The 26,150-nt window shown below is 71.9% G+C and carries 21 protein-coding genes; 4 read left to right on the top strand and 17 right to left on the bottom strand.

The window, feature by feature from the left end; genetic code table 11:
• Nucleotides 1-84: 84 nt before the first annotated feature.
• Entirely contained in the window at nucleotides 85-777 is a 693-nt protein-coding gene (locus OG448_RS17505) for a metal-dependent transcriptional regulator (RefSeq protein ID WP_405554925.1), read from the bottom strand.
• A gap of 213 nt (nucleotides 778-990) precedes the next feature.
• On the opposite strand from OG448_RS17505, the gene OG448_RS17500 reads away from it, so the two are divergent.
• Nucleotides 991-1,746, top strand: coding sequence for an SIS domain-containing protein (locus OG448_RS17500; protein WP_405554924.1), 756 nt, complete (start codon nucleotides 991-993; stop codon nucleotides 1,744-1,746).
• 43 nt (nucleotides 1,747-1,789) lie between these two features.
• Here the strand turns inward: OG448_RS17500 and OG448_RS17495 are convergent, their stop codons facing one another.
• Nucleotides 1,790-3,154 carry a PAS domain-containing protein gene (locus OG448_RS17495; protein ID WP_405554922.1) on the bottom strand — a complete coding sequence of 455 codons (1,365 nt, stop codon included), beginning with the start codon at nucleotides 3,152-3,154 and terminating at the stop codon, nucleotides 1,790-1,792.
• Between the two features lie 386 nt (nucleotides 3,155-3,540).
• A complete protein-coding gene (gene pdxH / locus OG448_RS17490) occupies nucleotides 3,541-4,233 on the bottom strand; it encodes a pyridoxamine 5'-phosphate oxidase (protein WP_405554921.1) in 693 nt (230 codons plus the stop codon).
• 169 nt (nucleotides 4,234-4,402) lie between these two features.
• On the opposite strand from pdxH, the gene OG448_RS17485 reads away from it, so the two are divergent.
• On the top strand, nucleotides 4,403-5,503 hold the full coding sequence (locus tag OG448_RS17485) for a citrate synthase 2 (protein WP_405554920.1): 1,101 nt from the start codon (nucleotides 4,403-4,405) through the stop codon (nucleotides 5,501-5,503).
• 219 nt (nucleotides 5,504-5,722) lie between these two features.
• On the opposite strand, the gene OG448_RS17480 is transcribed toward OG448_RS17485, so the two are convergent.
• Both OG448_RS17480 and OG448_RS17475 read right to left on the bottom strand, forming a co-directional pair.
• Complete coding sequence (locus tag OG448_RS17480) at nucleotides 5,723-6,103, bottom strand: peptidoglycan-binding protein (protein ID WP_405554919.1); 381 nt, start codon at nucleotides 6,101-6,103, stop codon at nucleotides 5,723-5,725.
• Between the two features lie 153 nt (nucleotides 6,104-6,256).
• Entirely contained in the window at nucleotides 6,257-6,685 is a 429-nt protein-coding gene (locus OG448_RS17475; protein ID WP_405554917.1) for a peptidase inhibitor family I36 protein, read from the bottom strand.
• A gap of 221 nt (nucleotides 6,686-6,906) precedes the next feature.
• Here OG448_RS17475 and OG448_RS17470 point away from each other — a divergent pair, with 221 nt between their 5' ends.
• Nucleotides 6,907-7,872, top strand: coding sequence for an ArsR/SmtB family transcription factor (locus OG448_RS17470; protein ID WP_405554915.1), 966 nt, complete (start codon nucleotides 6,907-6,909; stop codon nucleotides 7,870-7,872).
• Between the two features lie 140 nt (nucleotides 7,873-8,012).
• Here OG448_RS17470 and OG448_RS17465 read toward each other — a convergent pair whose 3' ends face one another.
• From OG448_RS17465 to OG448_RS17425, 9 genes are all read right to left on the bottom strand, one after another.
• On the bottom strand, nucleotides 8,013-9,041 hold the full coding sequence (locus OG448_RS17465; RefSeq protein ID WP_405554914.1) for an isopenicillin N synthase family dioxygenase: 1,029 nt from the start codon (nucleotides 9,039-9,041) through the stop codon (nucleotides 8,013-8,015).
• A gap of 233 nt (nucleotides 9,042-9,274) precedes the next feature.
• Nucleotides 9,275-9,880 carry a TetR/AcrR family transcriptional regulator gene (locus OG448_RS17460; RefSeq protein WP_405554912.1) on the bottom strand — a complete coding sequence of 202 codons (606 nt, stop codon included), beginning with the start codon at nucleotides 9,878-9,880 and terminating at the stop codon, nucleotides 9,275-9,277.
• Nucleotides 9,868-10,602: an enoyl-CoA hydratase family protein gene (locus OG448_RS17455; protein WP_405554910.1), complete on the bottom strand. Its 735-nt coding sequence runs from the start codon at nucleotides 10,600-10,602 to the stop codon at nucleotides 9,868-9,870. The genes OG448_RS17460 and OG448_RS17455 overlap by 13 nt, the downstream gene beginning before the upstream one ends.
• A complete protein-coding gene (locus OG448_RS17450; protein WP_405554909.1) occupies nucleotides 10,599-12,161 on the bottom strand; it encodes a 4-coumarate--CoA ligase family protein in 1,563 nt (520 codons plus the stop codon). Before OG448_RS17450 ends, OG448_RS17455 begins: the two co-directional genes overlap by 4 nt.
• A 23-nt stretch (nucleotides 12,162-12,184) precedes the next feature.
• On the bottom strand, nucleotides 12,185-13,375 hold the full coding sequence (locus tag OG448_RS17445) for an acyl-CoA dehydrogenase family protein (protein ID WP_405554907.1): 1,191 nt from the start codon (nucleotides 13,373-13,375) through the stop codon (nucleotides 12,185-12,187).
• Between the two features lie 83 nt (nucleotides 13,376-13,458).
• Nucleotides 13,459-15,312, bottom strand: coding sequence for a biotin carboxylase N-terminal domain-containing protein (locus OG448_RS17440; protein ID WP_405554905.1), 1,854 nt, complete (start codon nucleotides 15,310-15,312; stop codon nucleotides 13,459-13,461).
• Nucleotides 15,313-15,317: 5 nt separating this feature from the next.
• Nucleotides 15,318-16,916 (bottom strand): acyl-CoA carboxylase subunit beta, encoded by a 1,599-nt coding sequence (locus OG448_RS17435; RefSeq protein WP_405554903.1) that lies wholly within the window; start codon nucleotides 16,914-16,916, stop codon nucleotides 15,318-15,320.
• A gap of 73 nt (nucleotides 16,917-16,989) precedes the next feature.
• Nucleotides 16,990-18,666 (bottom strand): acyclic terpene utilization AtuA family protein, encoded by a 1,677-nt coding sequence (locus OG448_RS17430; RefSeq protein WP_405558831.1) that lies wholly within the window; start codon nucleotides 18,664-18,666, stop codon nucleotides 16,990-16,992.
• 2 nt (nucleotides 18,667-18,668) lie between these two features.
• Complete coding sequence (locus OG448_RS17425) at nucleotides 18,669-19,481, bottom strand: TIGR03084 family metal-binding protein (RefSeq protein WP_405554902.1); 813 nt, start codon at nucleotides 19,479-19,481, stop codon at nucleotides 18,669-18,671.
• A gap of 118 nt (nucleotides 19,482-19,599) precedes the next feature.
• Between OG448_RS17425 and OG448_RS17420 the strand changes: the two genes are divergently transcribed.
• Complete coding sequence (locus tag OG448_RS17420; RefSeq protein ID WP_405554900.1) at nucleotides 19,600-20,520, top strand: phosphotransferase family protein; 921 nt, start codon at nucleotides 19,600-19,602, stop codon at nucleotides 20,518-20,520.
• 291 nt (nucleotides 20,521-20,811) lie between these two features.
• Here OG448_RS17420 and OG448_RS17415 read toward each other — a convergent pair whose 3' ends face one another.
• From OG448_RS17415 to OG448_RS17405, 3 genes are all read right to left on the bottom strand, one after another.
• Nucleotides 20,812-21,777, bottom strand: coding sequence for an EamA family transporter (locus OG448_RS17415; RefSeq protein ID WP_405554898.1), 966 nt, complete (start codon nucleotides 21,775-21,777; stop codon nucleotides 20,812-20,814).
• A gap of 144 nt (nucleotides 21,778-21,921) precedes the next feature.
• Complete coding sequence (locus OG448_RS17410) at nucleotides 21,922-23,043, bottom strand: lipid II:glycine glycyltransferase FemX (RefSeq protein WP_405554896.1); 1,122 nt, start codon at nucleotides 23,041-23,043, stop codon at nucleotides 21,922-21,924.
• A 139-nt stretch (nucleotides 23,044-23,182) separates the two neighbouring features.
• A complete protein-coding gene (locus OG448_RS17405) occupies nucleotides 23,183-26,098 on the bottom strand; it encodes an FAD-binding and (Fe-S)-binding domain-containing protein (protein ID WP_405554894.1) in 2,916 nt (971 codons plus the stop codon).
• Nucleotides 26,099-26,150 lie beyond the last annotated feature (52 nt).

The following is a 26,150-nucleotide window of genomic DNA, read 5'->3' as shown; positions in this document are numbered from 1 at the left end:
ACTGACCCTGGGAGCTCGGGGCTCCGGGTCGGTACCGGGGAGGTGAGGCCCCGGCGCCGCGGCGGCGCCGGGGCCTCGACACATTCAGCGCTTGGCGACGAAGACATGGGAGGCGACGTCGGAGGCCAGCTCGGCCGCCTCACCGCCGCTGCCCACCAGTACGCCACCCGCCGACTCGGTCACGCTGACCACCGAGCCGGGCTGCACGCCGGCCCGCCGCAGCGTGTACATGAGCTGGGCGTCGGTCTGGATCGGCTCCCCGATCCGGCGCACCACGACCGTCTTGCCGTCGGACCCGGGGTCCAGCTCCGCCAGCGAGACCATGCCCGCGTCGAGGAACGGATCGGCGCCGTCCTTCTCGCCCAGCTCCTCGAGACCCGGGATCGGGTTGCCGTACGGCGACTCGGTGGGGTGGCGCAGCAGCTCCAGCACGCGGCGCTCCACCGCCTCGCTCATCACGTGCTCCCAGCGGCACGCCTCCGCGTGCACCTGCTCCCACTCCAGCCCGATCACGTCCACGAGCAGACACTCGGCGAGCCGGTGCTTGCGCATCACGCGCGTGGCCAGCCTGCGGCCCTCGTCGGTCAGCTCCAGATGGCGGTCGCTGGCCACGGACACCAGTCCGTCCCGCTCCATGCGCGCCACCGTCTGACTGACGGTCGGCCCGCTCTGGTCGAGCCGTTCCGCGATGCGGGCGCGCATGGGGACGACGCCTTCCTCTTCCAGTTCGAGGATGGTGCGGAGGTACATCTCCGTGGTGTCGATCAGTCCGGACATACGTGCCCCTCGATTACTTTGCCGAAAAGCTCACCGCTCCCGGCGCGTGCGCTGGCCCAGAATCAATTCTGCCGGATACCACCGACAATCGTGCCGTGCCGGGGAAACGGCGGGAACCGGCCGCCCTTCGGCCGGGAAGCGCGGGCCGTATTGACACCGCTGTGGTCTGGACCGCACCGTGATCCGCGACATCGACGCGCGAAGGGGCACCGCATGAGCGACGGCACGCCGGCCGACCGGTTCCTGGACGCGGCGATCGGCCTGCTGCGGCGGGTGCGTGAGGAGGAGGCCGAGGCCATCGCCGCCGCCGGGACCCTGCTCGCGGACACGGTCGAGTCGGGCGGACGCCTCTTCGCCTTCGGCGCCGGACACTCCTCGCTCCCCGCGCAGGACGTCGTCTACCGCGCGGGCGGCCTCGCCCTGATGAACCTGCTCGCCGTCCCCGGCGTGGTCGGCATCGACGTCAGCCCGGCGGTCCTCGGCTCCGCCCTGGAGCGGGTCGACGGCCTCGCCTCCGCCGTGCTGGACAGCTCACCGCTGCGCGAGGGCGACGCCCTGGTGATCATCTCCCTCTCGGGCCGCAACGCCCTGCCGGTGGAGATGGCCCAGCACGCGCGCGCCCTGGGCATCAAGGTCATCGGCGTCACCTCGGTCTCCTACGCCACCGGGACCGCCTCCCGGCACTCCTCGGGCACGTTCCTGAAGGACCACTGCGACGTCGTGCTGGACTCCAAGATCGCGGTCGGGGACGCCGAACTGACCCTCGACACCGTCCCGGCGCCCTTCGCGCCCGCCTCCACGGTGGTCACCTCGGCCCTGATGCAGTCCATGGTGGCGACGGCGGCGGCCACCCTGGCCGACCGGGGCCTGGAGCCCCCGCTGCTCCGCTCGGGGAACGTGGACGGCGGGCACGACTGGAACGCCCGGATCATGGAGAAGTACGGCGACCGGATCTACTACCACCACTGAGGACACCGGCCGACAGCACTGTCCCTCTGCCGCCGTCGGCGGTTCACACCTGCTCGGTCCCCCGTACCGCGTCCGCCAGGTCCAGCGCCGCCGCGATGCGCGCGGCCACCTCTTCCGCGTACGTCGTGTCCGTGCGGTCGAAGCCGTCGCGGGACGTGCCGCGCAGGAAGGTCAGCACGCCCAGCGTCCGGCCCCGGCTGCGCAGGGGGGTGCACAGCGCGTGGGCGGTGTCGGCGGGCCAGTGCCGGGTGCGGGCCCACTCCCGCGACCGCTCGGCCGGTACCCCGTTCACATCGGCGCGTACGGTGCCGCCCCGCTCGGCGCACCGGGGTGCCGGGTGGTCGGGGGCGTAGCGCACGGGCAGCCCGGTGTGGATGTCGGCGCCCGGTGTCCCGGCGGGCGTGGCGGCGAGCCGCTCCAGCCGTACCGTCTCCCCGCGCGCGTCGGTCAGCCGGTCCAGCAGGGCTTGCTCGGCGAAGCCGGCGAGGGCGAACTCCAGGTGGACGACGGCCGCCTCGGCGGGGTCCTCGCACTCGGCGGCGGCCCGGGCCGCGCGGTGCAACTGGTTGGCGCGGAACCGCAGCAGGGACGCCTCACGCTCCCCCAGCCGGGCCTCGGTGATGTCCTGGAAGAGCCAGCCGACCCCGAGCGGCACCGGTTCCTGCCCCAGCGGCGAGGCCAGCCGGACGAACCCGCTGCGCCAGCAGCGCCGCCGCTCCCCCTCGGCCGTGGGCACGGTCACCCACAGCTCGATCGGGCCGGGCGGGGCGCCCTCGGCCAGCACATGGGTGAGCGCGTTCTCCAGCTCCTCCACCCCCTGGGCGAGGAGTTCGCCGAGCGGCCGCCCGAGCGCGGTGGAGCGGCCGACGCCCAGGGCGCGGGCCGCGTGCGCGTTGACGACGGCCGGGCGCAGGTCGGCATCCATGAGGACGACACCCCAGGCCGCGTCCTCGAACAGGGCCTCGCTCAGCGCGATGGACCGCTCCAGGTCGATCTGGGTGTGCACCTCGCTGAAGGCGCAGTACAGGCCCGCCGGGCGGCCGTCCGGACCGCGTACGGCGGCCGACTGGGTGCGCACCAGGACCCGGCGGCCGTCCTTGGTGACGAGGGCGAACTCGTGGACCTGGCGGCCGGTGGCCCGCATCGCGGACCGCAGCCGCTCGCTCACCTGCGCGGCGTCGGCGCTGCGCACCGCCCAGCCGGCGAAGCCCGGGCGGCCGACCGCCTCGGCGGCGCTCCAGCCCAGGATGCGTTCGGCCTCGCGGTTCCAGTGGGTGACGGTGCCGTCCGCGTCGAAGGCGCACAGGGCGGCGTCCATGCCGTCCAGCAGGGCGTTGAGCAGGTCGGCGCCGCCCGGTTCCTCCGGTCCCAGCTCGTCGGTGGTCCCACTGCGCCGGGAAGCACTCACCCTGGTCCCCCTTGCACGATCCGTCCGGCTGACGGCGTCGATGGTCATTCAACTCGACCGTGACCCAGCCCACACGCCGTTCCGCCAGATTGCGGCGGTGAAAATCACTTGAACCGCGGGTGCCCGCTTTTTTAGGCTGGCGGCACACGGAAGGGAGGTGGTTCGGCAGATGTATGGAAACCGGACGCGTGAGGTGGCTGCGGGCTAGCGGCCCGTCACCACACCTAGTGCGGTGCCGGACCAGCACGTGATCGAAGCGTGCGGCCGGCCCAATCCCAGCAGTCACCCGACCCGCGAGTTCGCCGGTACGTCCGGCCGGCTCCTCCGCCGCACGGCGCAGGAACCAGAACTCGCGGGTCGTTCCGCGTTCAGGGGCTCTTGCGCTCTCAAGGGCTCAGCCGTTCGGTCGTCCAGGAGCCGTCCGGCATGGCGGTGTACCGGAGCCGGTCGTGCAGCCTGTTCTCCCGGCCCTGCCAGAACTCCACCGTCTCCGGCGCGACCCGGAACCCGCCCCAGTTCTCCGGCACCGGCACCTCCTCGCCCTCCGGGTACCGGGCCGCGAGTCCGGCGTAGGCGTCGTCCAGTACGTCGCGGGAGCCGATCACCGTGGACTGGGCGCTGGCCCAGGCGCCGAGCTGCGAGCCGTGCGGGCGGCTGCGGAAGTAGGCGGCGGTCTCCTCGCGGCCGGTGCGCCGGGCCACCCCGCAGACGATCACCTGGCGGGCGATGGGGTGCCAGGGGAAGAGCAGCGAGATGTACGGGTCCCCGGCCAGGTCGCGGGCCTTGCGGGAGCCGTAGTTGGTGTAGAAGACGAAGCCGTCGCCGTCGAAGCCCTTCATCAGCACCGTGCGGGAGCTGGGGCGGCCGGTGGGGTCGACGGTGGAGACGACCATCGCGTTGGGCTCGTAGAGCGTGCCCAGGACGGAGGCGCGGGCGGCGTCCTGGAACCAGTGGGCGAACTGGTCCATCGGGTGCGCGGCGAGGTCGTCCTCGCCCAGACCGCGCTCCCGGTACTGCTCGCGCATGAACGCGGGGTCCACGGCCGGGTCGGGCTTCGGGGTGAGATCGCGGTCGGTCACGCGGTCATCCTGCCGCATCGCACGAACGTGGCACTGAGTGCCGCAGGGTCTCCCCAAGTGTGGCACTCAGGGCTATCGTGCTGTTCCCGCCCCTCGTTCCGGGTGACCCCCGTGCGTATGGGGCAGTACCGGTGATGACCACCACCGACCCAGACCGAGGAGCCGCCTTATGTCCGCGTTCGTACCCGGACTAGAGGGAGTCGTCGCTTTCGAGACCGAGATCGCCGAACCGGACAAGGAGGGCGGGTCGCTCCGCTACCGGGGCGTCGACATCGAGGACCTCGTCGGGCACGTCTCCTTCGGGAACGTGTGGGGGCTGCTGGTGGACGGCGCCTTCGCGCCGGGCCTGCCCGCGGCCGAGCCGTTCCCGATCCCCGTGCACTCCGGCGACATCCGGGTGGACGTGCAGTCCGCGCTCGCCATGCTGGCGCCGGTGTGGGGCCTGCGGCCGCTGCTGGACATCGACGCCGAGGAGGCCCGCGACGACCTCGCCCGCGCCGCCGTCATGGCGCTCTCCTACGTCGCCCAGTCCGCGCGCGGCCAGGGGCTGCCGATGGTGCCGCAGCGGGAGATCGACAAGGCCCGTACGGTCGTCGAGCGGTTCATGATCCGCTGGCGCGGGGAGCCCGACCCGAAGCACGTCGCGGCCGTCGACGCGTACTGGACCTCCGCCGCCGAGCACGGCATGAACGCCTCCACCTTCACCGCGCGGGTCATCGCCTCCACCGGCGCGGACGTCGCCGCCGCGCTGTCGGGGGCGGTGGGTGCGATGTCCGGCCCGCTGCACGGGGGTGCGCCCTCCCGGGTGCTCGGGATGATCGAGGAGATCGAGCGTACCGGGGACGCCGTCGGGTACGTGAAGAAGGCACTCGACCGGGGTGAGCGGCTCATGGGGTTCGGGCACCGGGTCTACCGGGCCGAGGACCCTCGGGCACGGGTGCTGCGGCGTACGGCGCGTGAGCTGGGCGCTCCGCGGTTCGAGATCGCGGAGGCGCTGGAGAAGGCGGCGCTGGAGGAGTTGCACAATCGGCGGCCGGACCGGGTGCTGGCCACCAACGTGGAGTTCTGGGCGGCCATCATGCTCGACTTCGCCGAAGTTCCCTCGCACATGTTCACTTCCATGTTCACGTGCGCGCGTACGGCCGGCTGGTCGGCGCACATTCTTGAGCAGAAGCGAACCGGCCGTCTGGTGCGGCCTTCCGCGGAGTATGTGGGGCCGGGGACTCGGAAGCCTTCGGACATCGAGGGGTTCGCCAACATCTCCGGGTGAACCCGGGTGTGGTGACGAGGCAGGGCCCCTCGTCGTCGGCGTGGTGATTCCACTCCACGCCCTGGCGACCGAAGGGGGCCCTGCGTCCCGGATCCTGCCGAGCTCGACGTCCCGCACGCGCTCGTCGAGCGCGCTGCACGGTACTTGAGATGGCGTGCGCTTGACCTTACAGATCACCCGTAGGTCCGACAGTCACCCATCGGGACGAACCCGTGCGCATCACATTCCGATTCCGCAACAACGCAGAAAAGGCCACGTGTCCCTTCCGACGATCCCGTCGACGGCAAGAAGGTCACGATGGGTCTCATCGTTTATGAAGTCCTGAAACCTCTTGGCGGCGGCTTGAGATTTACTCCCGAAAACACCGTCAATCGTACCGGGGGAAAACCCTGCCTTCTTGAGCAGGCACTGGGCCTCGATGCCTGCAGTTGTCACGACGGTAGAGCTCGGAGTAATTGTATTGCCGCCGTAATAGCCGGCATGCCAATAGCCGTCGGTTTCGGCATAGCTGCACGTGTACGCCTGAGCGGAAGCGGTTCCGGCGAATGCCGCAGGGGCGGCAACGGTGCCAGCCATCAGCGTCGCAACCGTCATGGCCATCGCGATTTTTCTACGCAACGTCGTCTCGATTCTCTTATCCTGTGGCCGGAGATAACGAGGAAGGCAGGGACTCGGGGCCATTGAAGGGCGCCCTCAATGTTCGGGACTCCCGCCGGGAGACAGCAGATGCCTCCCGGCGGGAGTCCGGCGATGTCAGCCGCAGTTACCGGAGATCCACTTGTGGGATCGGACCTTGTAGGTCCCTGCGAGGTTTCCGCCCTGCTGGTTGCGGGTGCAGCCGATGCGGCCGCTGTAATTTGTGCCGGAGTAGAACGCAACGCCGGACGACGATCCGGTGCCGGCGTTGAAGACCGATCGCACGTTGGTGGTCGCCGCCCACGAGCACTTGACGGCGCCGCCCTGCCAGTCCGGGTCGGCGACGTCCCACGCGCATTTGCTGCCCGTGAAGTTGAAGTCGCTCCAGAAGCAGACGTCACCCTGAGCGCAGTCGACCGCAGCAAGCTGCGCTGCACTCGGTTGCGCCAGGGCGGCCGGGGCGGCGCTGGCGCTATTGGGCAGGATGAAGGTCAGAGCAGCCGTAGCAACTGCCGCCGCGGCAACAACGGAACGTATTCCGGACATGAAGTACTCCTCGTCATGCGTGGGTAGCGCCGGGCGATCAGCCCTCGTACCAGCCGCGTGGAGCAGCGCGAGGTGGAGGGCTGACCGATCGCCCCCAGCGTGCTCGCGATGAAAGCGTTGATCCACCACTTTCGAAGCTCGACGAAACACCCTGTTCACATGCCGTGCACAGGGTGGCAGGATGCGACCGTCGGTGGACCTTGCGTCGCTTGGGGAGACACATGCTCCGGCTCCATTTCACTCCGGAAGATCTTGGCCGTGTCCGGTTCGCCAAGGTTCCTGACCCTCTGTGGGAATCCGTACTGAGCCTCACCCTGTTGGGTACGGCCCGAGGTCGCGCCACCTTCGGTCCCTGGCAGGCAAGACTCCGTCCGGCGCTGCCCGGCCTCCCAGCCTGGCAAATACGTCTGTTACGGCGCCTCGTTCCAGCGACCGGAAACTTTCCTGACTTCCTGACGCCCTCTGAATCGGCAAACGGTCTGGAAGCCGGCATCGAGGCCGTGTTGATGACACCGAAGCGAACCCTGAGGCGAGAACTAGCCAGTCTGCCTGACATTCCATCCTGGTCGCGCCCGCTGGCTGAAGGGGACCCGAAAGCACTGACCGCGCTGGCCGACGCGATCCGCAACTACCATCGGGTAGCAATCACACCCCATTGGCCGAATATGGATTCCGTCGTGCAGGCTGAACGGGCTGCACGCTCCCGCACTCTCATGGATCATGGAATCGAAGGCTTGTTGGCGCGGCTGAGGCCAACAATGCGATGGCGACCGCCGATTCTGGAGGTGGACTATCCCGTCTCCCACGACATTCACCTGGCAGGCCGCGGACTCAGGCTGATTCCTTCAGTCTTCTGCTGGCGCATGCCCATCACCTTGATCGATGCCGCACTGCCCCCGGTGCTGCTCTACCCGGTGCCTCGGGATGCGATTGCGTGGACCCGGCCCGAGAGCAGGCCCCGGGCAATCGCCAAAATTCTCGGCAGCACGCGATCGGCTTGTCTGGAGCTGACCGCGTTCGGCTACACCACCCGTGAACTGGCGCGACATGTCGGTGTTGGCGAACCAGCAACCAGCCAGCACCTCAGCTACCTCCGCCAGGCAGGACTCATCACCTCGAGCAGGCAAGGCAACACGGTGCTACATACGATCACTGCTCTGGGACAGTCCCTGCTGGAACAGCGTTGAGATGCAAGGGTTGTCGATAACACGCTGCCGGCCTGCGACTACCCGGATGGAAGAGGCTCACTGAGTGGGCTGATGGGGGCGCGGGGCGGCCGACTCGCCGTCGTGGCTGGTCACGCAGTTCCCGCGCCCGTGAAAAGCCTCTACGCGGGCGTCAGCAGAGAGGCGTGATGCTTCTCCGCCACCAGCGGGTGGGCCCGGAGCTTGCCCTTCAGCTCGTTGAACCCGTATTCCGCGAAAAGCGGGTTGGACGGGTCCGTCGTCACTCCCGGTGCCGTTCCAGCGTGCGGGAAGGGTACCGGGGCGATCTTCGCGTCCAGGCTGGGGTTGTAGAAGAAGGGGACCGAGAAGCGTTCGGTCGCGGCGGGCGGGCTCACCACGCGGTGGTTGGTGGCGACCAGGTAGCCGTTGGTGGCGACCTCCAGGAGTTCGCCGAGGTTGACCACGAACGCGCCTTCCAGAGGCGGGACTTCGTGGAAGCGGCCGTCGTCGCGCTGGACCTGGAGGCCGCCGACCGCGTCCTGGAGGAGCAGGGTGAGGAAGCCGTAGTCCTTGTGCGCGCCGACGCCCTGGTCGGTGCCGTCGCCCGCACTGCCGGGGTAGCGGACCAGCTTGAGGTGCGGGTGGGCGTGGGCGCCGAAGACCGGGTCGTAGAAGCCGGCCGGGGCGCCGATGGCGGTGAGCAGCTCGCGCAGCAGGCGCTGGGCGACCGCGCTGAGCTTGTCGATCCAGGCGAGCGCGGCCGTGCGCAGCTCGGGCAGGGCGGTGGGCCACTGGTTGGGGCCCTGGAGCCACCAGTACGGCGGCTCGCCGGGGCCGGGTACGCGGGCCGGGCGCTCGGCGCCGATGTCGAGCTGGTCGCGCCAGTCGCGGGCGCCGCCGGTGCGCTCGTCGCCGGTACGGGTGTAGCCCCTGAAGTGGGGGGAGTTGATGTTGTCCAGGGCGAGCCGGTCGGCCTCGGGCAGCGCGAAGAAGGCCCGCATGGCGGAGGTCAGGGCGTCGGTCTCGGCCTGCGTCACGCCGTGCCCGGTCAACTGGAAGAAGCCCACGTCATGGGCGGCGCTGTGCAGCCGGGCGTGGAAGAGGGCCCGCTCCTCGGGGCCGCGGTCGGCGGCCGAGAGGTCGATGATCGGGAGCTGGGCGTACGACGGGTCCGTCGCATGAGTCGTCATGGTGCGTCCGCGAGGTGTACGGGGCACGGGCAGCCGCGAGGGGTGTGGCGGCCCCCTGGTGCCGGACGAAGAGAAGAAGAAGACGAGAAAGAGGGGGCTGGATCAGGCGGAGCGCCGACAGCCCATGCTCGTGACGCGCACGTAGTCCACGTGGCGGCGTCGGACGAGCATCGGAAGCATGGGCCCAGAGTACTGCGGCCCTTCGATTTCGAGTGTGACGCGGGTCACTGGGCTCAGTCGAGGGCTTCGTCCAGCAGCGCCGCCCACTGGGCCACGACCCGTTCGCGGCGGGCGGTGTCGTCGGTGAGCAGGGTGGCGAGGCCCAGGCCGCGGGCCATGTCGAGCAGGCCCTGCACGCTCTCGCGCACGCCGGGCCGGGACTCGTCGGCGCCGAGGAGTTCGACGGCGATCCGGTGGCTCTCCCGGCCGACGCGGGCCTCCAGCTCGGTCACCCGGCCGCGCAACTGCTCCTCGTTGGCGGCGGCCACCCAGAGCTGGAGCGCGGCCCTGAAGAGCGGGCCGGTGTAGAGGCCCACCAGGGCGGAGACGACGGCCTGGCGGTCGCCGGGGCCGTCCGGGAACAGGTCGCGCAGGGCGATGGAGCGCCGTTCCGCGACGTACTCGACGGCGGCCGTGAACAGGTCCTCGCGGGTGGGGAAGTGGTGCTGGGCCGCGCCCCGCGAGACGCCCGCGCGCTCGGCGACGACGGAGACCGTGGAGCCCGCCCAGCCGTGTTCGGCGAGGCAGGCCACGGCGGCCTCCAGCAGTCGCAGCCGGGTGGCCCGGCTGCGGTCCTGCTTGGGTACGCGGTCGCGTTCCGCCGTACTCACACCACCCATGCCGCATCCCGTCTTTCCAGGAAGGCCGTCATCCCCTCCCGCGCCTCGGGTGCGGAGAACAGCCGGGCCGAGAGCGCGGTGAGGTGGGCCGCGTCCCGGTCGAACGTCTCCAGCACCCTAGCCGTGAGCAGCTCCTTCGTCGCGGCCAGGGCCTCGGGCGAGGAGCGGCGCAGGCCGTCCAGGACCGGGGCGAGGGTCTCGTCCACGTCGTCGCCGGTGAGCGTGAGCAGGCCGAGCCGTACCGCCTCGGCGGGGCCGAAGCGCTCGCCGGTGAGGTAGTACCGGGCCAGCTCGCGCGGGTCGGTGCGCGGGAGCAGGGGCAGGGAGATCACAGCCGGGGCGACCCCGATGCGGACCTCGGTGAAGGCGAACGTGGCCTCCGCCGAGGAGGCGGCGATGTCGCAGGCGCCCACCAGCCCGAGCCCGCCCGCCCGGACGTGCCCGGTGATCCGGGCGACCACCGGCTTGGGCAGTTCGACGAGCTGGCGCAGCAGGCCGACCAGAGCGTCCGGGTGGGGCGGATCGCGCAGGTCGGCTCCGGCGCAGAAGGTGTTGCCGGTGTGGGTCAGCACGACCGCCCGGACACCGGGGTCCTTGGCGCAGTCGGCCAGGGCTTCGGCGAGCTCGGCGACCAGCGGCGCGGAGAGGGCGTTGCGGGTGGCCGGGGAGTCCAGGCTGAGCGTCTCCACGACACGGCTGCGGGTGCGTCCGACAAGGGTCATGGGCGCAGCTCCCGGCGCAGGATCTTGCCGGAGGCGGCACGGGGCACACCGTCGGTGAAGGTGACCCCGCGCACCCGCTTGTACGGCGCGACGCGCTCGCCCACGTACAGCATGACGTCGTTGGCGCTGAGGTCCGGCGCGGTGGGCCGGCGGACGACGAAGGCGTGCGGGGCCTCGTTGCCGTCCTCGTCGACGACGCCGATCACGGCCGCGTCCGCGATGCCGGGGTGGGTGAGCAGCAGGGCCTCCAGTTCGGCGGGGGCCACCTGGAACCCCTTGTACTTGATGAGTTCCTTCACCCGGTCCACCACGAACAGCCAGCCCTCGTCGTCCACTTGGCCGACGTCTCCGGTGTGCAGCCAGCCGTCGGCGTCGATCATCGCGGTGGTGGCGTCGGGGCGGCCCAGGTACCCCTTCATGATCTGCGGGCCCCGGATCAGGATCTCGCCGCGCTCGCCGGGGCCGAGGTCCTTGCCGGGGTCGTCCAGGGAGACGATCCGCATCTCGGTGCCGGCGATGAGCCTGCCGACCGTGCCGGGCGGGGCGTCGCGCAGGTGGGCGAGCGGGACCACGTGAGTGCCGGGCGACAGCTCCGTCATGCCGTACGCCTGTCCCAGGGGCGGCAGCCCGAGCCGCTCGGCGCAGGCCGCGGCGAGGGCCGCGTCCAGCGGGGCGGCGGCGCTGATCACGTACCGCAGCGAGGAGAGGTCGTACCGGGCGACCGAGGGGTGCTTGGCGAGGGCGAGCACGATCGGCGGGGCGACGTACAGGCCGGTGATGCGGTAAGTCTCGATCGCCGCGAGGAAGGCGTCCAGCTCGAAGCGGGGCAGCACGACCACCGTGGCGCCCTTGCGCAGGGGCGCGTTCAACAGGGCGGTCAGGCCGTAGATATGGAAGAACGGCAGCACCGCGAGGATGCGCTCACCGGGCTCCACCGTGACGGCGGGCTCCAGTTGGGCCAGGTTGGTGGCGATCTGCCGGTGGGTGAGCATCACGCCCTTGGGCGTGCCGGTGGTGCCGGAGGAGTACGGCAGTACGGCGACGTCCTCGGCGGGGTCGACCGCGACGTCCGGCTCGGGTGCGCCGGTGGCGAGCAGTTCGGTGAGCGAGCGGTGGCCGGGCGCCTGGTCGCAGACGAAGATCTCCCGTATCCCGCCCGCGAGTTCGGCCGCTCTGCGGGCGGTGGGCAGCAGCGGGGAGACGGTGATCAGCCAGCGGGCCGAGCTGTCCGCGAGCTGCTTGGCCAGCTCCTGAGGAGTGTGCAGCGGATGGGCGGTGGTGACGGTGGCACCCGCGCGGGTGGCCCCGTAGAAGGCGAGCGGGAACGCGATGGTGTTGGGGCTGTGCAGGGCGAGTACGTCACCCTTGCGCACCCCCGCCTCCGCGAGGGCCGCCGCCAACCTACGGTGCAGGGCGTCGAGTTGGGCGTAGGTGAAGGTGGTGCCGTCCACGCCGTCGATCAGCGCGGGCCGGTCCCCGTAGGCGGCGGCTCCGCCCAGGACGGCGTCGTGGATGGGCTCTTCGACCGGCGGGACCTCGGCGTACGGGCTGTGGAACACGGTTCCTCCGAACGTCGGTCTCTCTAGTACGACTTGGGCAGGCCGAGCGTCTGGTGGGAGATGTAGTTGAGGATCATCTCCCGGCTCACCGGGGCGATCCGGGCCACCCGCGCGCCGATGATCAGTGAGGCGAGCCCGAACTCACGGGTCAGACCGTTGCCGCCGAGGGTGTGCACGGCCTGGTCGACGGCCCGTACGCACGCCTCCCCCGCCGCGTACTTGGCCATGTTGGCCGCCTCGCCCGCGCCGATGTCGTCCCCGGCGTCGTAGAGGATGGCCGCCTTCTGCATCATCAACTTGGCCAGCTCCAGGTCGATGTGGGCCTGCGCGAGGGGGTGTGCGATGGCCTGGTGGGCCCCGATCGGGGTCTTCCAGACGGTGCGCTCGCGGGCGTAATCCAGCGCCTTGGAGACGGCATAGCGGCCCATCCCGATGGCGAACGCGGCCGTCATGATCCGCTCCGGGTTGAGTCCGGCGAAGAGCTGGAGCAGCCCGGCGTCCTCTCCCCCACTGCCGAAAGCGTGGGAGGTGCCCCCACCGACCAGAGCGTCGGCGGGCAGCCGTACGTCGTCCAGGACCAGCTCCCACTGCTTCTCGGCGGCGCTCAGCTCCATGTCGATCGGGCTGCGCGAGAAGCCCTCGGCGTCGCGCGGGACGATGAACAGGCAGGGCTTGAGCTTGCCGGTGCGGGCGTCCTCGGTGCGGCCGACGATCAGGACGGCGTCGGCGTGGTCCACCCCGGAGATGAAGACCTTGCGGCCGGTGAGCAGCCAGTCGTCGCCGTCCCGGCGGGCGGTGGTGGTGATGCGGTGCGAGTTGGAGCCGGCGTCGGGCTCGGTGATGCCGAAGGCCATCGTGCGGGTGCCGTCGGCGAGGCCGGGGAGCCAGGTGCGCTTCTGTTCCTCGGTGCCGAAGCGGGCGATCACCGTGCCGCAGATGGCCGGGGAGACGACGAGCATGAGGAGGGGGGCTCCTGAGGCGCCCAGCTCTTCCAGGACGATGGAGAGTTCGGCTATGCCGCCGCCTCCGCCCCCGTATTCCTCCGGGAGGTTGACGCCCAGGTAGCCCAACTTGGCTGCCTCTTGCCAGAGTTCGGTGGGGTAGCGGCCCTCTTCTATGACTCGGGTGATGTAGTCGCGGCCGTAGCGCTTGCCGAGGGCGGAGACTGCTTTGCGGAGGGCCTGGTGTTCTTCGGATTCGATGAGGGTGGTCACTTCTGTCTCCTTCGGGTGCGGCTGGTCGGTGGTTGCTCGCGCTCACGCGTCGGTAGCCGCACATCGATGCGGCTCCGCGCCCCTCAAGGTCGGCCGGCCTCCACGACCGCCAGCAGCGTGCCCATCTCCACCTGGCGGCCCACGGTCGCCGGGAGCGCGGTCAAGGTGCCGTCCGTGGGGGCGGTGATCCGGTGTTCCATCTTCATCGCCTCCAGCCAGATCAGGGGCTGGCCCGCCTGTACCTCGGTGCCCTCGGTGAGGCCCTCCGCCATGCGGACGACCGTGCCGGGCATGGGGGCCAGGAGGGAGCCGGGGGCGTGTTCGGTGGTGGGGTCGGGGAAGCGGGGGAGGGCGGTGAGGGCGGTGGCGTTCACGTGGACCTGGTCGCCGTAGCGGGCGATGTCGAACTTCCGCTGGACGCCGTCCACTTCGAGGACGACGAGGTGCGGCCCGGTGTGCACCACGCGGACGCCGTCCGCCGCCAGGCCGGCGCGGGTGTGGCGGTAGGCGGCCTCGTGCTCCTCCCCCGCCATCTCGTACCGCTTCACCTGCGGGCCCGAGGGCACGTTGCGCCAGCCGCCGAAGCGGGAGCGGCCGTGGGCGTCGGCGAGGGCCGCGGCGAGCGGGGCCCAGGGGTCGGGGGCGGGCTCGGTCAGGGCGGCGAGGTGGCGGTCGTAGAAGCCGGTGTCCATACGGGCTTCGGTGAACTCCGGGTGCCGGAGCGAGCGGACCAGCAGGTCGCGGTTGGTGACCGGGCCGTGCAGCGCGGTGCGCTCCAGGGCGCCGGCGAGCCTGCGGACCGCCTCGGTGCGGGTGGGGGCGTGCGCGATGACCTTGGCGAGCATCGGGTCGTAGTGCACGCCGATGGTGTCGCCGTCCGCGCAGCCGGTGTCCAGCCGTACGCCGTCCGGCACGGTGAAGCGGTGCAGGGTGCCGGTCTGCGGGGCCCAGCCGCGCGCCGGGTCCTCGGCGTACAGCCGGGCCTCGACGGCGTGGCCGCGCGGGGCCGGCTGCTCGGCGGGCAGGGCGTGGCCCTCGGCGACGCGAATCTGCTCGGCGACCAGGTCGACGCCGAACACCGCCTCGGTGACGGGGTGTTCGACCTGGAGCCGGGTGTTCATCTCCAGGAAGTGGGCGCGGCCGTCGGCCACCAGGAACTCCACGGTGCCCGCGCCCTCGTAGGACACGGCGCGTGTCGCCCGCTCGGCGAGCGCGTACAACTGCTCGGTGAGCGCGGGCGGGAGGCCGGGTGCCGGGGCCTCCTCGATGACCTTCTGGTGCCGGCGCTGGAGTGAGCAGTCGCGGGTGCCGAGCGTCCACACGGTGCCGTGGGTGTCGGCGAGGACCTGCACCTCCACATGGCGGCCGTTCTCCAGATACGGCTCCACGAATACCTCGCCGTCCCCGAACGCGCTCGCCGCCTCCGCGCGGGCGTCCTCCAGCGCGCCGGGCAGCGCGGCGAGGTCGCGTACGACGCGCATGCCGCGTCCGCCGCCGCCCGCCGCCGCCTTGACCAGGACCGGCAGGTCGGCCGCGGTGACGTCTTTCGCGTCCAGCGGGGCGAGGCCCATCAGCTCTTTGGCACGGGTCTTGGACGCCATCGCCTCGATCGCCTCGGGCGGCGGCCCGATCCAGACCAGCCCGGCGTCCCGTACGGCTCGGGCGAAGTCCGCGTTCTCGGAGAGGAAGCCGTAGCCGGGGTGCACGGCGTCCGCACCGGCCGCGAGGGCGGCCTTCACGATCAGGTCGCCGCGCAGATACGTCTCGGCGGGCGCGGCGCCCGGCAGCCGTACCGCTGTGTCGGCCACACGTGTGTGCAGCGCACCCTCATCCGCGTCGGAATGTATGGCGACGGTACGGATGCCGAGGTCGGCGCAGGTGCGGAAGATACGGCAGGCGATCTCGCCCCGGTTGGCGACGAGCAGGGTGGAAATCATGGGCCTCACATCCGGAAGACGCCGAAGCCGCCACGGGCGCCCTCGTAGGGAGCGGTGTGTATGGCGGACAGGCACATACCGAGGACGGTTCGGGTGTCACGGGGATCGATGACGCCGTCGTCGTAGAGCCGCCCGGACAGGAACATGGGCAGCGACTCCGACTCGATCTGCCCCTCGACCATCGCCCGCAGGGCGGCGTCCCCCTCCTCGTCGTAGGGCTGTCCCTTGGCCAGGGCCGACTGGCGGGCCACGATCGACAGCACGCCCGCGAGCTGCTGCGGGCCCATGACGGCCGACTTGGCGCTGGGCCAGGCGAAGAGGAAGCGGGGGTCGTAGGCGCGGCCGCACATGCCGTAGTGACCGGCGCCGTAGGACGCGCCCATGAGGACGGAGAGGTGCGGCACCTTCGAGTTGCTGACCGCGTTGATCATCATCGAGCCGTGCTTCACGATGCCGCCCTGCTCGTACTCCTTGCCGACCATGTAGCCGGTGGTGTTGTGCAGGAACAGCAGCGGGATGTCGCGCTGGTTGGCGAGCTGGATGAACTGCGCCGCCTTCTGCGACTCCTCGCTGAACAGCACCCCGCGCGCGTTGGCCAGGATGCCGACGGGGTAGCCGTGCAGCTCGGCCCAGCCGGTGACCAGGCTCGTGCCGTACAGCGGCTTGAACTCGTCGAAGTCGGAGGCGTCGACCAGGCGGGCGATCACCTCGCGCGGGTCGAAGGGGGTGCGCAGGTCGCCGGGGACGATGCCGAGCAGTTCCTCGGGGTCGTACTTGGGCGGCTCGGCGAGGCTCGGATCGGCGTACGCCTTGCGGTGGTTGAGCCGCGCGACCACCCTGCGCGCCTGCCGGATCGCGTCCCGCTCGTCCACCGCGAAGTGGTCGGCGAGGCCGGAGGTACGGGCGTGCATCTCGGCTCCGCCCAGCGACTCGTCGTCGCTCTCCTCGCCGGTCGCCATCTTCACCAGCGGCGGGCCCCCCAGGAACACCTTCGCGCGCTCCTTGACCATGATCACGTGGTCGGACATGCCGGGGATGTAGGCGCCGCCCGCCGTGGAGTTGCCGAACACGACGGCGACGGTCGGGATGCCCTCGGCCGACAGCCGGGTCAGGTCCCGGAAGATCGCCCCGCCGGGGATGAAGATCTCCTTCTGCGAGGGGAGGTCGGCTCCGCCGGACTCGACCAGGCTGATGACGGGGAGCCGGTTGGCCCGCGCGATCTCGTTGGCCCGCAGGGCCTTCTTCAGGCTCCACGGGTTGCTCGCGCCGCCGCGCACGGTCGCGTCGTTGGCGGTGATCAGGCACTCCGTGCCCTCGACGACCCCGATACCGGTGACCAGGGAGGCGCCGACGGTGTACTCGCTGCCCCAGGCGGCGAGAGGGGACAGCTCAAGGAACGGCGTGTCGGGGTCGAGCAGCAGCTCGATCCGCTCCCGGGCGAGCAGCTTGCCCCGCTTGCGGTGCCGGGCCACATATTTCTCACCGCCACCTGCGAGCGCCTTGGCCTGCTCCGTCTCCAGGTCGGCGAGCTTGGCGAGCATGGTGTCGCGGTTGGCCTGGTGGTCGGGTGCGGTGGGGTCGAGGGTGGTTCGGAGGAGGGTCATGGGGTGCCTCCTGGGTGGCGGGTGTCTCCGGGGTGGGGGGTGGGGGTGCCGGAGGGTCGCGTTGTCCGGGGCGTCACAGCAGTTCCTCCGGGATGTCCAGGTGTCGGGAGCGGAGCCACTCGGCCAGGGCCTTGGCCTGGGGGTCGAAACGGTGTTGTGCGGCCACGCCGGCGCCGAGGATGCCGGTGACGACGAAGTTCAGGGCGTGGAGGCCGGGCAGGACGTGCCGGGTGACCGGGAGGTCGCGGGCCTCGGGGATCAGCTCCCGGAAGCGCTCGACGGTCAGCTCGTGCGCGAGCCAGCGCCAGGCGTCGGCGGAGCGGGCCCAGACACCGACGTTGGCGTCCCCGCCCTTGTCCCCGCTACGGGCCCCGGCCACATGGCCGAGAGGGGCACGGCGGGTGCTGCCCACACGGGGCGGCTCGGGCAGTGCGGGTTCGGGCACCTCGCTGAGCGTGAGCGTCTCCTGCGGCCCGCTCACATCGATACGGCGCCCGTCGTGGAGGACGGCCACATGGTCGACGGCACCATGGGGCACGGCCACATGGTCGAACACCCCGTAGGGCGCGCCCTTCCCCGGTGGCGCCAGCACATGGAAACCGGGGTAACTGGCGAGCGCCAGCTCGATCGCGGCCCCGCTCAGCCCCCGCCCGACCACCTCGGGATCGGAGTCCCGTACGACCAGCCGGAGCAGCGCACTGGCCGTCTCCTCCGTACCGGCGTCGACCCGGTCGGTGCGGGCCAGCTCCCAGCGCACCTCGTCCGGCGCCGCCTTGGCCAGCGCGGCGTCCATCTGCTCCCGCACCAGCTCCGCCTTGGCCTCGATATCGAGACCGGTGAGCACGAAGGCGACCTCGTTGCGGAAGCCGCCGAGCCGGTTGAGGCCGACCTTGAGCGTGGGCGGGGGCGCCTCACCGCGTACCCCTTCGATCCGCACCCGGTCCGGGCCATCCTGGCGGAGCCGTACCGTGTCCAGCCGGGCGGTGACATCGGGCCCGGCGTACCGGGCACCGCCCGTCTCGTACAACAACTGGGCCGTGACCGTACCGGTGTCGACGAACCCGCCGGTGCCGGGATGCTTGGTGACGACACTGCTGCCGTCGGCATGGATCTCGGCCAGCGGAAAGCCGGGACGGCGTACGTCACCGTCCTGGAAGAAGGCGTAGTTCCCGCCCGTGACCTGGGTCCCGCACTCCAGCAGATGCCCGGCGACGACGGCCCCCGCGAGCTGGTCGTGGTCCCTGGGCCCCCACCCGAAGTGCGCGGCGGCGGGCCCGGTGACGAGCGCGGCGTCGGTCACCCGCCCGGTGATCACCACGTCGGCCCCGGCCCGCAGACACTCCGCGATACCGAAGCCGCCGAGGTAGGCGTGGGCGGCGAGGGTGCCGGGGTACGCGGCGGTGAGGTCGTCCCCCTCCACGTGCGCGACCCGTACGGGTATCCCGAGCCGCTCCGCCAACTCCCGCACCTTGTCGGCGAGTCCCGCCGGGTTCAGCCCCCCGGCGTTGGTGACGATCCGCACCCCGCGCTCGTGGACGAGCCCGAGGCAGTCCTCCAGTTGGCGCGCGAAGGTGCGGGCGTATCCGGCGCCGGGGTCCTTCAGCCGGTCGCGGCCGAGGATGAGCATGGTCAGCTCGGCGAGGTAGTCCCCGGTGAGTACGTCGACCTCGCCACCGGTGAGCATCTCGCGCAGGGCGCTTGCCCGGTCGCCGTAGAAGCCGGAGAAGTTGCCGACGCGGAGGGGGGTCACCGTCACCGGGCGGGCTCCTCGGGCGTGGCTTCCTTGGGCGTGCGCCCGGTACCGGGCGGACCCGCGAAGGCTTGGGCGATGTCCAGCCAGCGGTCGGCGTCCGGGCCGACGGCGGTCAGGGCGAGGTCGGCGCGGTGGGCGCGCTGGGTGACGAGCAGGCAGAGATCGACCGCGGGGCCGGTGACCCGTTGCGCGGCGTCCTCGGGGCCGTAGGTCCACAGCTCGCCCGAGGGCGCGCGGACCTCGACGCGGAACTCCTCCTCCGGCGCGGGCAGCCCCCGTACCCCGAAGGCGAAGTTCCGGGCCCGGACCCCGATGCGGACCACATGCCGGAGCCGGTCGGTGGGTGCGCGCACCACACCCAGGGCGTCGGCCACGTCCTGGCCGTGGGCCCAGGTCTCCATAAGCCGGCCGGTGGCCATGGCGGCGGCCGACATGGGCGGTCCGAACCAAGGGAACCGTGTGTGCCGCGCGGCTGCTTCCCGCAGGGCGCGGTCGAGCGCCTGCCGACCGTCCCGCCAGCGGGTGAGCAGTTCGGCGGGGCCGAGCCGGACGCCGTCTTCGGCGCCGTCGTCCACGAAGGAGTCGGGCGACGTGAGCGCCTGTTCGGCGAACTTCTGGAAGGCCGCCTCGCCGCTCACGGCGAGCAGGGCGGCGCGGTCGGTCCAGTGCAGGTGGGCGATCTGGTGGGCGATGCTCCAGCGGGGAGCGGGCGTAGCGCGTGCCCACTCCTTCTCGGTCAACTCGGCTACGAGCAGGTCGAGTTCCCGGCTTTCCTCACGCAGGTCGTCGAAGACGGGCGTCGGATCGGACATGGGCAGGAGCATGGCAGTGGGGGCAGAAACAATCAAGCGTGCTTGCATTAATTTGTCAGGGTGGGGTGTCGGAAAAAACAGGTCCGCTCGGGTCGTCTCCTCCCGCTAGGTTCGCCGGATGCGCGCCTTCACGGACCCCTCGGAGCTACGACGACTGGTGCGGGACGGACTCGGACCGGGGTGCCGGGTCACCAGCACGGAACGGCTGCGCGGTGGCTCGAAGAAGGGGGTCTACCGCCTCACCCTGACCGGGAGGGGCGCCCCGCCAACCGTGATCGCCTATAGCTGGGCCTCACAGGAGAACTTCTGGCCGAGCGTGACGACGACCCACGCCTCCGGCCTGGCCCCGTTCCTGTCCGCCCACCACACCCTTCGCGAGGCAGGCGTTCGCACCCCACACGTCCTGTACGCGTCCGAGCCCGACAACCTGGCCCTGGTGGAGGACATCCCCGGCGACACCCTGGAGACGGCCTTCACCACCGACCCACCCCGAGCGGCGAAGGCCCTGGCGGAGCTGGCCGTGGCTCTGGACCAGATGGCCGCGCACACCTCCGCGGCCGGCCACACCAGCGAGGACGTGACCCTGACCCGAGCCCTCGACGACCTCACCGAGGCGGCGGCCCGCGACCCGCGCGTCAACGCTGCGGCCGCCGCCCTGACCGGCCGCCTGCACGAACTGCACGCAGCCCTGACCCCCCGCACCACCTACTCCCTGGTCCACGGCGAACTGGGCCCCGACCACGTCCTCCTCACCCCCGACGCCCACCCCGCCCTGATCGACATCGAGTCCCTCACCCACTCCGACCCGGAACAGGAACACGCCTACCTGCGCCTCCGCTTCGGCCCCCACTACGCCCCACTCTCCCGCCCCACCCTGAACCCCACCCGCCTGTCCCTCCACACCCTCGCCCTCCACCTCTCCCTGGTAGCGGGCCCCCTCCGCCTCCTGGACGGCGACTTCCCCCACCGGGACGCCATGCGAGGGATCGCGGAACACAACACACGGGAGGCGCTACGGCTGGTGGGCACGGTGGGCTGAGCCGGTGATCAGCCGCCTGGCGAACCCGGCGCCGACGAGAGCCTCGCGAGAACCTGGCTCGACTACGCGAGTTCTGACCGGCGTCGGCCGACCTCGGCTCCCGCACGCTCGCGGAGGCAGACACCCCGAGCGGCAGGGCGTACTCCGGGCGGTGCACCGCCTGACCGAGGCGGCACTCGGCGGCCATCCGCGCGACAGCGTCAAGGAGCGCACCCCCAGGGCGGCCGGGGTGATCACGAGTGGCCGCAGCCCCCAGCAGCGCCCGACACCCCCGTCCGCTGAACGGAGTGCCTACGCCTCCGGCGCCGGCGGCGCCACGCGCCGCGTCTGGGTGCGGACCGCGCCGATGCTGGCCGCGATGACCAGGGCAATGGCGGCGGCCTGGGTGAGGGAGAGGGTCTGGTGGAGGACGAAGAAGCCGGCGGTGGCCGCCACCGCGGGTTCCAGGCTCATGAGGATGGCGAAGGTGGGAGCCGGGAGGCGGCGGAGGGCGAGGAGTTCGAGTGTGTAGGGGAGGACCGAGGAGAGCAGGGCCACTGCCGAACCGAGGGCGATGGTGGTGGGGTTCAGCAGGCGGGTGCCCGCGTCGACGATGCCCAGCGGGAGGAAGACCAGCGCGGCCACGCCCATGGCGAGGGCCAGCCCGTCGGCCTGGGGGAAGCGGCGGCCCGTCCGGGCGCTGAAGATGATGTACGCCGCCCACATGACGCCCGCCGACAGGGCGAACCCGACGCCCAGCGGGTCGAGTCCGCTGAAGCCTCCGCCGCCCAGCAGGAAGACGCCCGCCAGGGCGAGGCCCGCCCATACGGCGTTGATCGCGCGGCGGGAGGCGAAGACGGACAGGGCGAGCGGTCCGAGGACCTCCAGGGTGACCGCGAGACCGAGCGGGATACGGGCGACCGCCTGGTAGAAGAGGCCGTTCATCCCGGCCATGGTGAGACCGAAGACGATCACCGTGCCCCAGTCGGTACGGGAGTGCCCCCGCAGCCGGGGCCGGCACACCACCAGCAGCACGACGGCCGCCGCGACCAGCCGCAGCGTCACCACGCCGAGCGCGCCCGCGCGGGGCATCAGCGTCACCGCGAGTGCCCCGCCGAACTGGACCGATATCCCGCCCGCCAGCACCAGCCCGACCGGCCCCAGCGAGCCGAACCGGCCAGGGGAGTCCGGGGTGGTGGGGGTCTTGGTCGGGGCGGAGGTACGGACGGGTGTCACGGGCTGTCCTGGGGGGCCGGCGGGAGTGGGCTTCCAGCGCATCGGTCGCGGGCACGAGCGCCGCGTACATCTCGATGTACTTCGTGGTCCACGGTAATGGACCTCCGTCAGGTGTGTGAAGCCTTTATGCCACTGTACGCAGGCGGTGTCTTGGATGCTGAGATCAGGGCTCAGCGGGCCGGTGCCTCAGCGGCGGGCCATGTACAGGTCGAACGCCTTGTGCAGCATCTTGTTCAGCGGGAAGTCCCACTCCCCCACGTACTCCGCCGCCTCGCCGCCCGCGCCCACCTTGAAGCGGAGCAGGCCGAGCAGGTGGTTGGACTCCTCCAGGGTGTCGGTGATGCCCCGGAAGTCGTAGACGTGCGCGCCCAGTTCGTGGGCGTCGGCCATCATCCGCCACTGCATGGCGTTGTTCGGCTGGACCTCCCGCTTGCGGGCGGTGGAGGCGCCGTACGAATACCAGACGTGGCTGCCCACGATCAGCATCGTCGCCGCCGCCAGCACCTCCCCGTCGTGGTGGGCGAGGTACAGCCGCATGCGGTCGGGGTCCTCGTTGGCGAGCGCGGTCCACATCCGCTGGAAGTACGCCAGGGGGCGCGGGATGAAACGGTCGCGCTCGGCCGTCTCCTTGTACAGCTCGTAGAACACCGGCAGGTCGTCCGCGCCGCCGCGCACCACCTTCACGCCCGCCTTCTCGGCCTTCTTGATGTTGCGCCGCCACTGCTGGTTGAGCCCGCCGTGGACCTCCTCCAGCGACCGCCCGGCGAACGGCACCTGGCACACGTACCGGGGCTGGCCCGCAGCGAAGCCCTCCTCGGCGTCCGGTTCACTCTGCCGCCAGCCCATGCCGCGCAGCCGGTCGGCGAGGGCCTGGGCGCGCGGGTCCTGCCAGGTCGGCTCGGCGTCCCGGAGCCGGTGCGCGGCCGGGTCGGCGATGGCGGCCTTGACCGCCTCCGGGCTCCAGCGCCGGGCCACCACCGGCGGGCCCATCTTCACCGAGAACACACCCTGCGCCTTGAGGTGCGCCAGCATCGGCTCGAGCCAGCGCCCCAGGTCGTCCGCGTGCCAGTCGATCACCGGTCCCTCCGGCAGATACGCCAGGTACCGCTTCACCTTGGGCAACGGCCGCAGCAACACCAGCCCCGCCCCCACGAGCCGCCCGTCCGCCTCGAACCACCCCAGGCTCTCCGCCCGCCAGTCGGGCTTCACCTCCCCCCACGACGGCACCTGCATATGACTGACCGAGGGCCGCGAACCCACGAAGGCCAGATGCTCGGCCCGGCTGACGGGGCGCAGGGTGAGGGTCATACGGAGGACTCCTTCGCGCAGGCAGATCCGGTCACCCTACGATCCCCCACCTCCGTCCCCCGGCCCGAATCACCGCCGACGTCCCGTGTCCGCCACCCCTGCACGCAGGACGGCACCGCGGCCCGCCCGTACTCCCCGCTCACTGCCGCCCCTCCCTCTCCAACCCCTCCGCCAGCACCTCCGCCAGATGCCGGGCCCGTATCCCCGTCAGTTGCTCCACCTGGGTCCGGCAGGAGTAGCCGTCCGCCAGGATCGCCGCGTTTTCGGGGGCGGAGCGGAGGGCGGGGAGGAGCTGGTCTTCCGCGCAGGTGCGGGAGACGTCGAAATGGTCCTTCTCGAAGCCGAAGTTGCCGGCCAGGCCGCAGCAGCCGCCGGTCAGGTCGCCGGTCAGGGCGGCGGAGGCGCGCAGGTCGCGGTCGGCGGTGTCGCCGAGGACGGCGTGCTGGTGGCAGTGGGTCTGGCCGGTGACGGGACGGTCGAGGGTGGGCGGGGTCCAGTGAGGGGCGTGCCGACGGAGGGTTTCCGCGAAGGTGCGGACGGCGGCGGCCAGGCGGGGTGCGCGTGGGTCGTCGGGCAGGAGTTCGGGGAGGTCGGCGCGGAGGGCCGCCGCGCAGCTCGGTTCCAGGACGACGACCGGGACCCCGGCCTCCAGTACCGGTTCCATCAGGTCCAGCGTGCGGCGCAGCACCGCGCGGGCCCGGTCCAGGCGCCCGGTGGAGATATAGGTGAGCCCGCAGCAGACCTGGGCACGCCGGGCCCGGAGCAGCGCGGTCGGGGTGCGCGAGGTGCCGTCCCCCACCGGGCCCCTGCCGGGCAGCAGGGTCGGCGGCAGCGCCACCCGGAGCCCGGCCGACTCCAGCACCCGGACGGCGGCCCGCCCGACGGACGGCGACAGATGCTCGGTGAAGGTGTCCGGCCACAGCACGACCAGTTGTCCCGAGCCGCCGTTCTCCGGCGCCGGTGGCCGCGCCCGCCACCACCGGCTGAACGTCTCCGCCGCCAGCCGGGGAATCTCCCGCTCCGCCGCGATCCCGCCCACCCGTTTCCCCAGCCGGGCCAACGGCCCCACCGAAGCGAGCCGGTTGAGCAGCGGCGCCGCCCGCGCGCGGGCCACCCACCGCAGCCACACCGGCAGCGAGCCCAGGCTGTAGTGGGCGGCGGGGCGCAGCCGGCCGGCGTAGTGGTGGTGCAGGAACTCCGCTTTGTAGGTGGCCATGTCGACGCCGACCGGGCAGTCCGAGCGACAGCCCTTGCAGGACAGACACAGGTCGAGGGCGTCCCGGACCTCGGGCGAGCGCCAGCCGTCGGTGATCACCTCACCCGCGAGCATCTCGTGCAGCAGCCGCGCCCGGCCCCGCGTGGAGTGCTCCTCCTCCCCGGTCGCCCGGAACGACGGGCACATCACCGCGGACCCGCCCCCCGACTCCGTACGGCACTTGGCGACCCCGACGCAGCGGCGGACGGCCGCGCGGAAGTCGCCGTCGTCGTGCGGGTAGCCGAAGGCGACGTCCACCGGGCGGCGGGGCAGCACCGCGAAGCGGAGGTTCTCGTCCAGCCGGGCCGGCCGGACCAGCATGCCGGGGTTCAGCAGGTCGTCGGGGTCCCACACCGCCTTGGCCCGCTCGAACAGCGCCACCGTCTCCGCGCCGTACATGCGCGGCAGCAGTTCCGCGCGGGCCTGCCCGTCGCCGTGCTCCCCGGACAGGGAGCCGCCGTGGGAGACCACCAGGTCGGCCTGTTCCTCGGAGAAGCGGCGGAACCGCCCCACCCCCGCCTCGGTGAGCAGGTCGAAGTCGATCCGGACGTGCACACAGCCCTCCCCGAAGTGACCGTACGGAGCGCCGCGCAGGCCGTGGGCGGTGAGCAGGGCGCGGAAGTCGCGCAGGTAGGCGCCGAGCCGGGCGGGCGGTACCGCGCAGTCCTCCCAGCCGGGCCACGCCTCCGTGCCGTCCGGCATCCGGGTCGCCGTACCGCTCGCGTCCTCACGCAGCCGCCACAGGCCGCGCTGGGCGACGGGGTCGGTCACCACCAGCGCGTCCACCACGTCGGCCGCGCGCACGACCGCCTCCGCGCGGGCCCGCGCCTCCCCCTCCGAGGCGCCGCCCGTCTCCACGAACAGCCAGGCGCCGCCCTTCGGCAGCCCGATCGGCGCCCGGATGAGGTCGGCCGCCATGCCCTCCACGGTCAGCGGGCCGTACGGCAGCAGGCCGGAGGCGGCGTCGGCGGCGGCACTCTCGTCGGCGTACCCCAGCACGGCCAGGGCATGGACGGCCGGCGCCTCCACCAGATTCACCACCGCCTCGGTGAGGACGCCGAGGGTGCCTTCGGAGCCGCAGAAGGAGCGGGCCACGTCGGCGCCGTGCTCGGGCAGCAGGGCGTCCAGGGCGTACCCGGAGATACGGCGGGGCAGGTCGGGGAAGCCGGTGCGCAGCCGGGCCAGCTCCTCCTCCACCAGTGTCCGCAGTCCTTCCGGCGCGCCCGCCCAGTCCCGGCCGAGGCGCAGCCGTTCGCCGCGCGTGGTGAGTACGGACAGCTCGCGCACGCTGTCGGCGGTGGTGCCCCAGGCCACCGAATGGGCGCCGCAGGAGTTGTTGCCGATCATGCCGCCGAGCGTGCAGCGGCCGTGCGTGGACGGGTCGGGGCCGAAGCGGAGCCCGTGCGGGGCGGCCGCCGCCTGGAGCCGGTCCAGCACCAGGCCCGGCTGGACCCTCGCCGTACGCCCGGCCGGGTCCAGCTCCAGCAGGCCGTTCAGGTGCCGGGTGAAGTCCAGCACCACCCCCGTGCCCGTCGCCTGCCCGGCGATGGACGTGCCCCCGCCCCGCGCGACCACCGGTGTCCCGCGCGCCCGGCACACCTCCAGCACGGCCGCCACGTCCTCGGCGTCCCGAGGGGCCACCACGCCCAGCGGGACCCGCCGGTAGTTGGACGCGTCCATCGTCATCAGCGCCCGCGCGGTCGCGTCGAAGCGGACCTCGCCCCGCACGGCCCGTCGCAGCTCGGCGGCCAGCCCTCCGCCGGTCTCGATCTCCATCTCGGTCCCCCGTCGATCGGTCATGGCTCCAGCATGCATCCGATCACGCAACGTCATCAGAAGTTGTCCACAGGCG

The organism is Streptomyces sp. NBC_01171 (assembly GCF_045039805.1).
Classification (GTDB): Bacteria; Actinomycetota; Actinomycetes; order Streptomycetales; family Streptomycetaceae; genus Streptomyces.
Note: the sequence above shows the minus strand (reverse complement) of the source record. Positions and strands in the feature narration are given on the sequence as shown.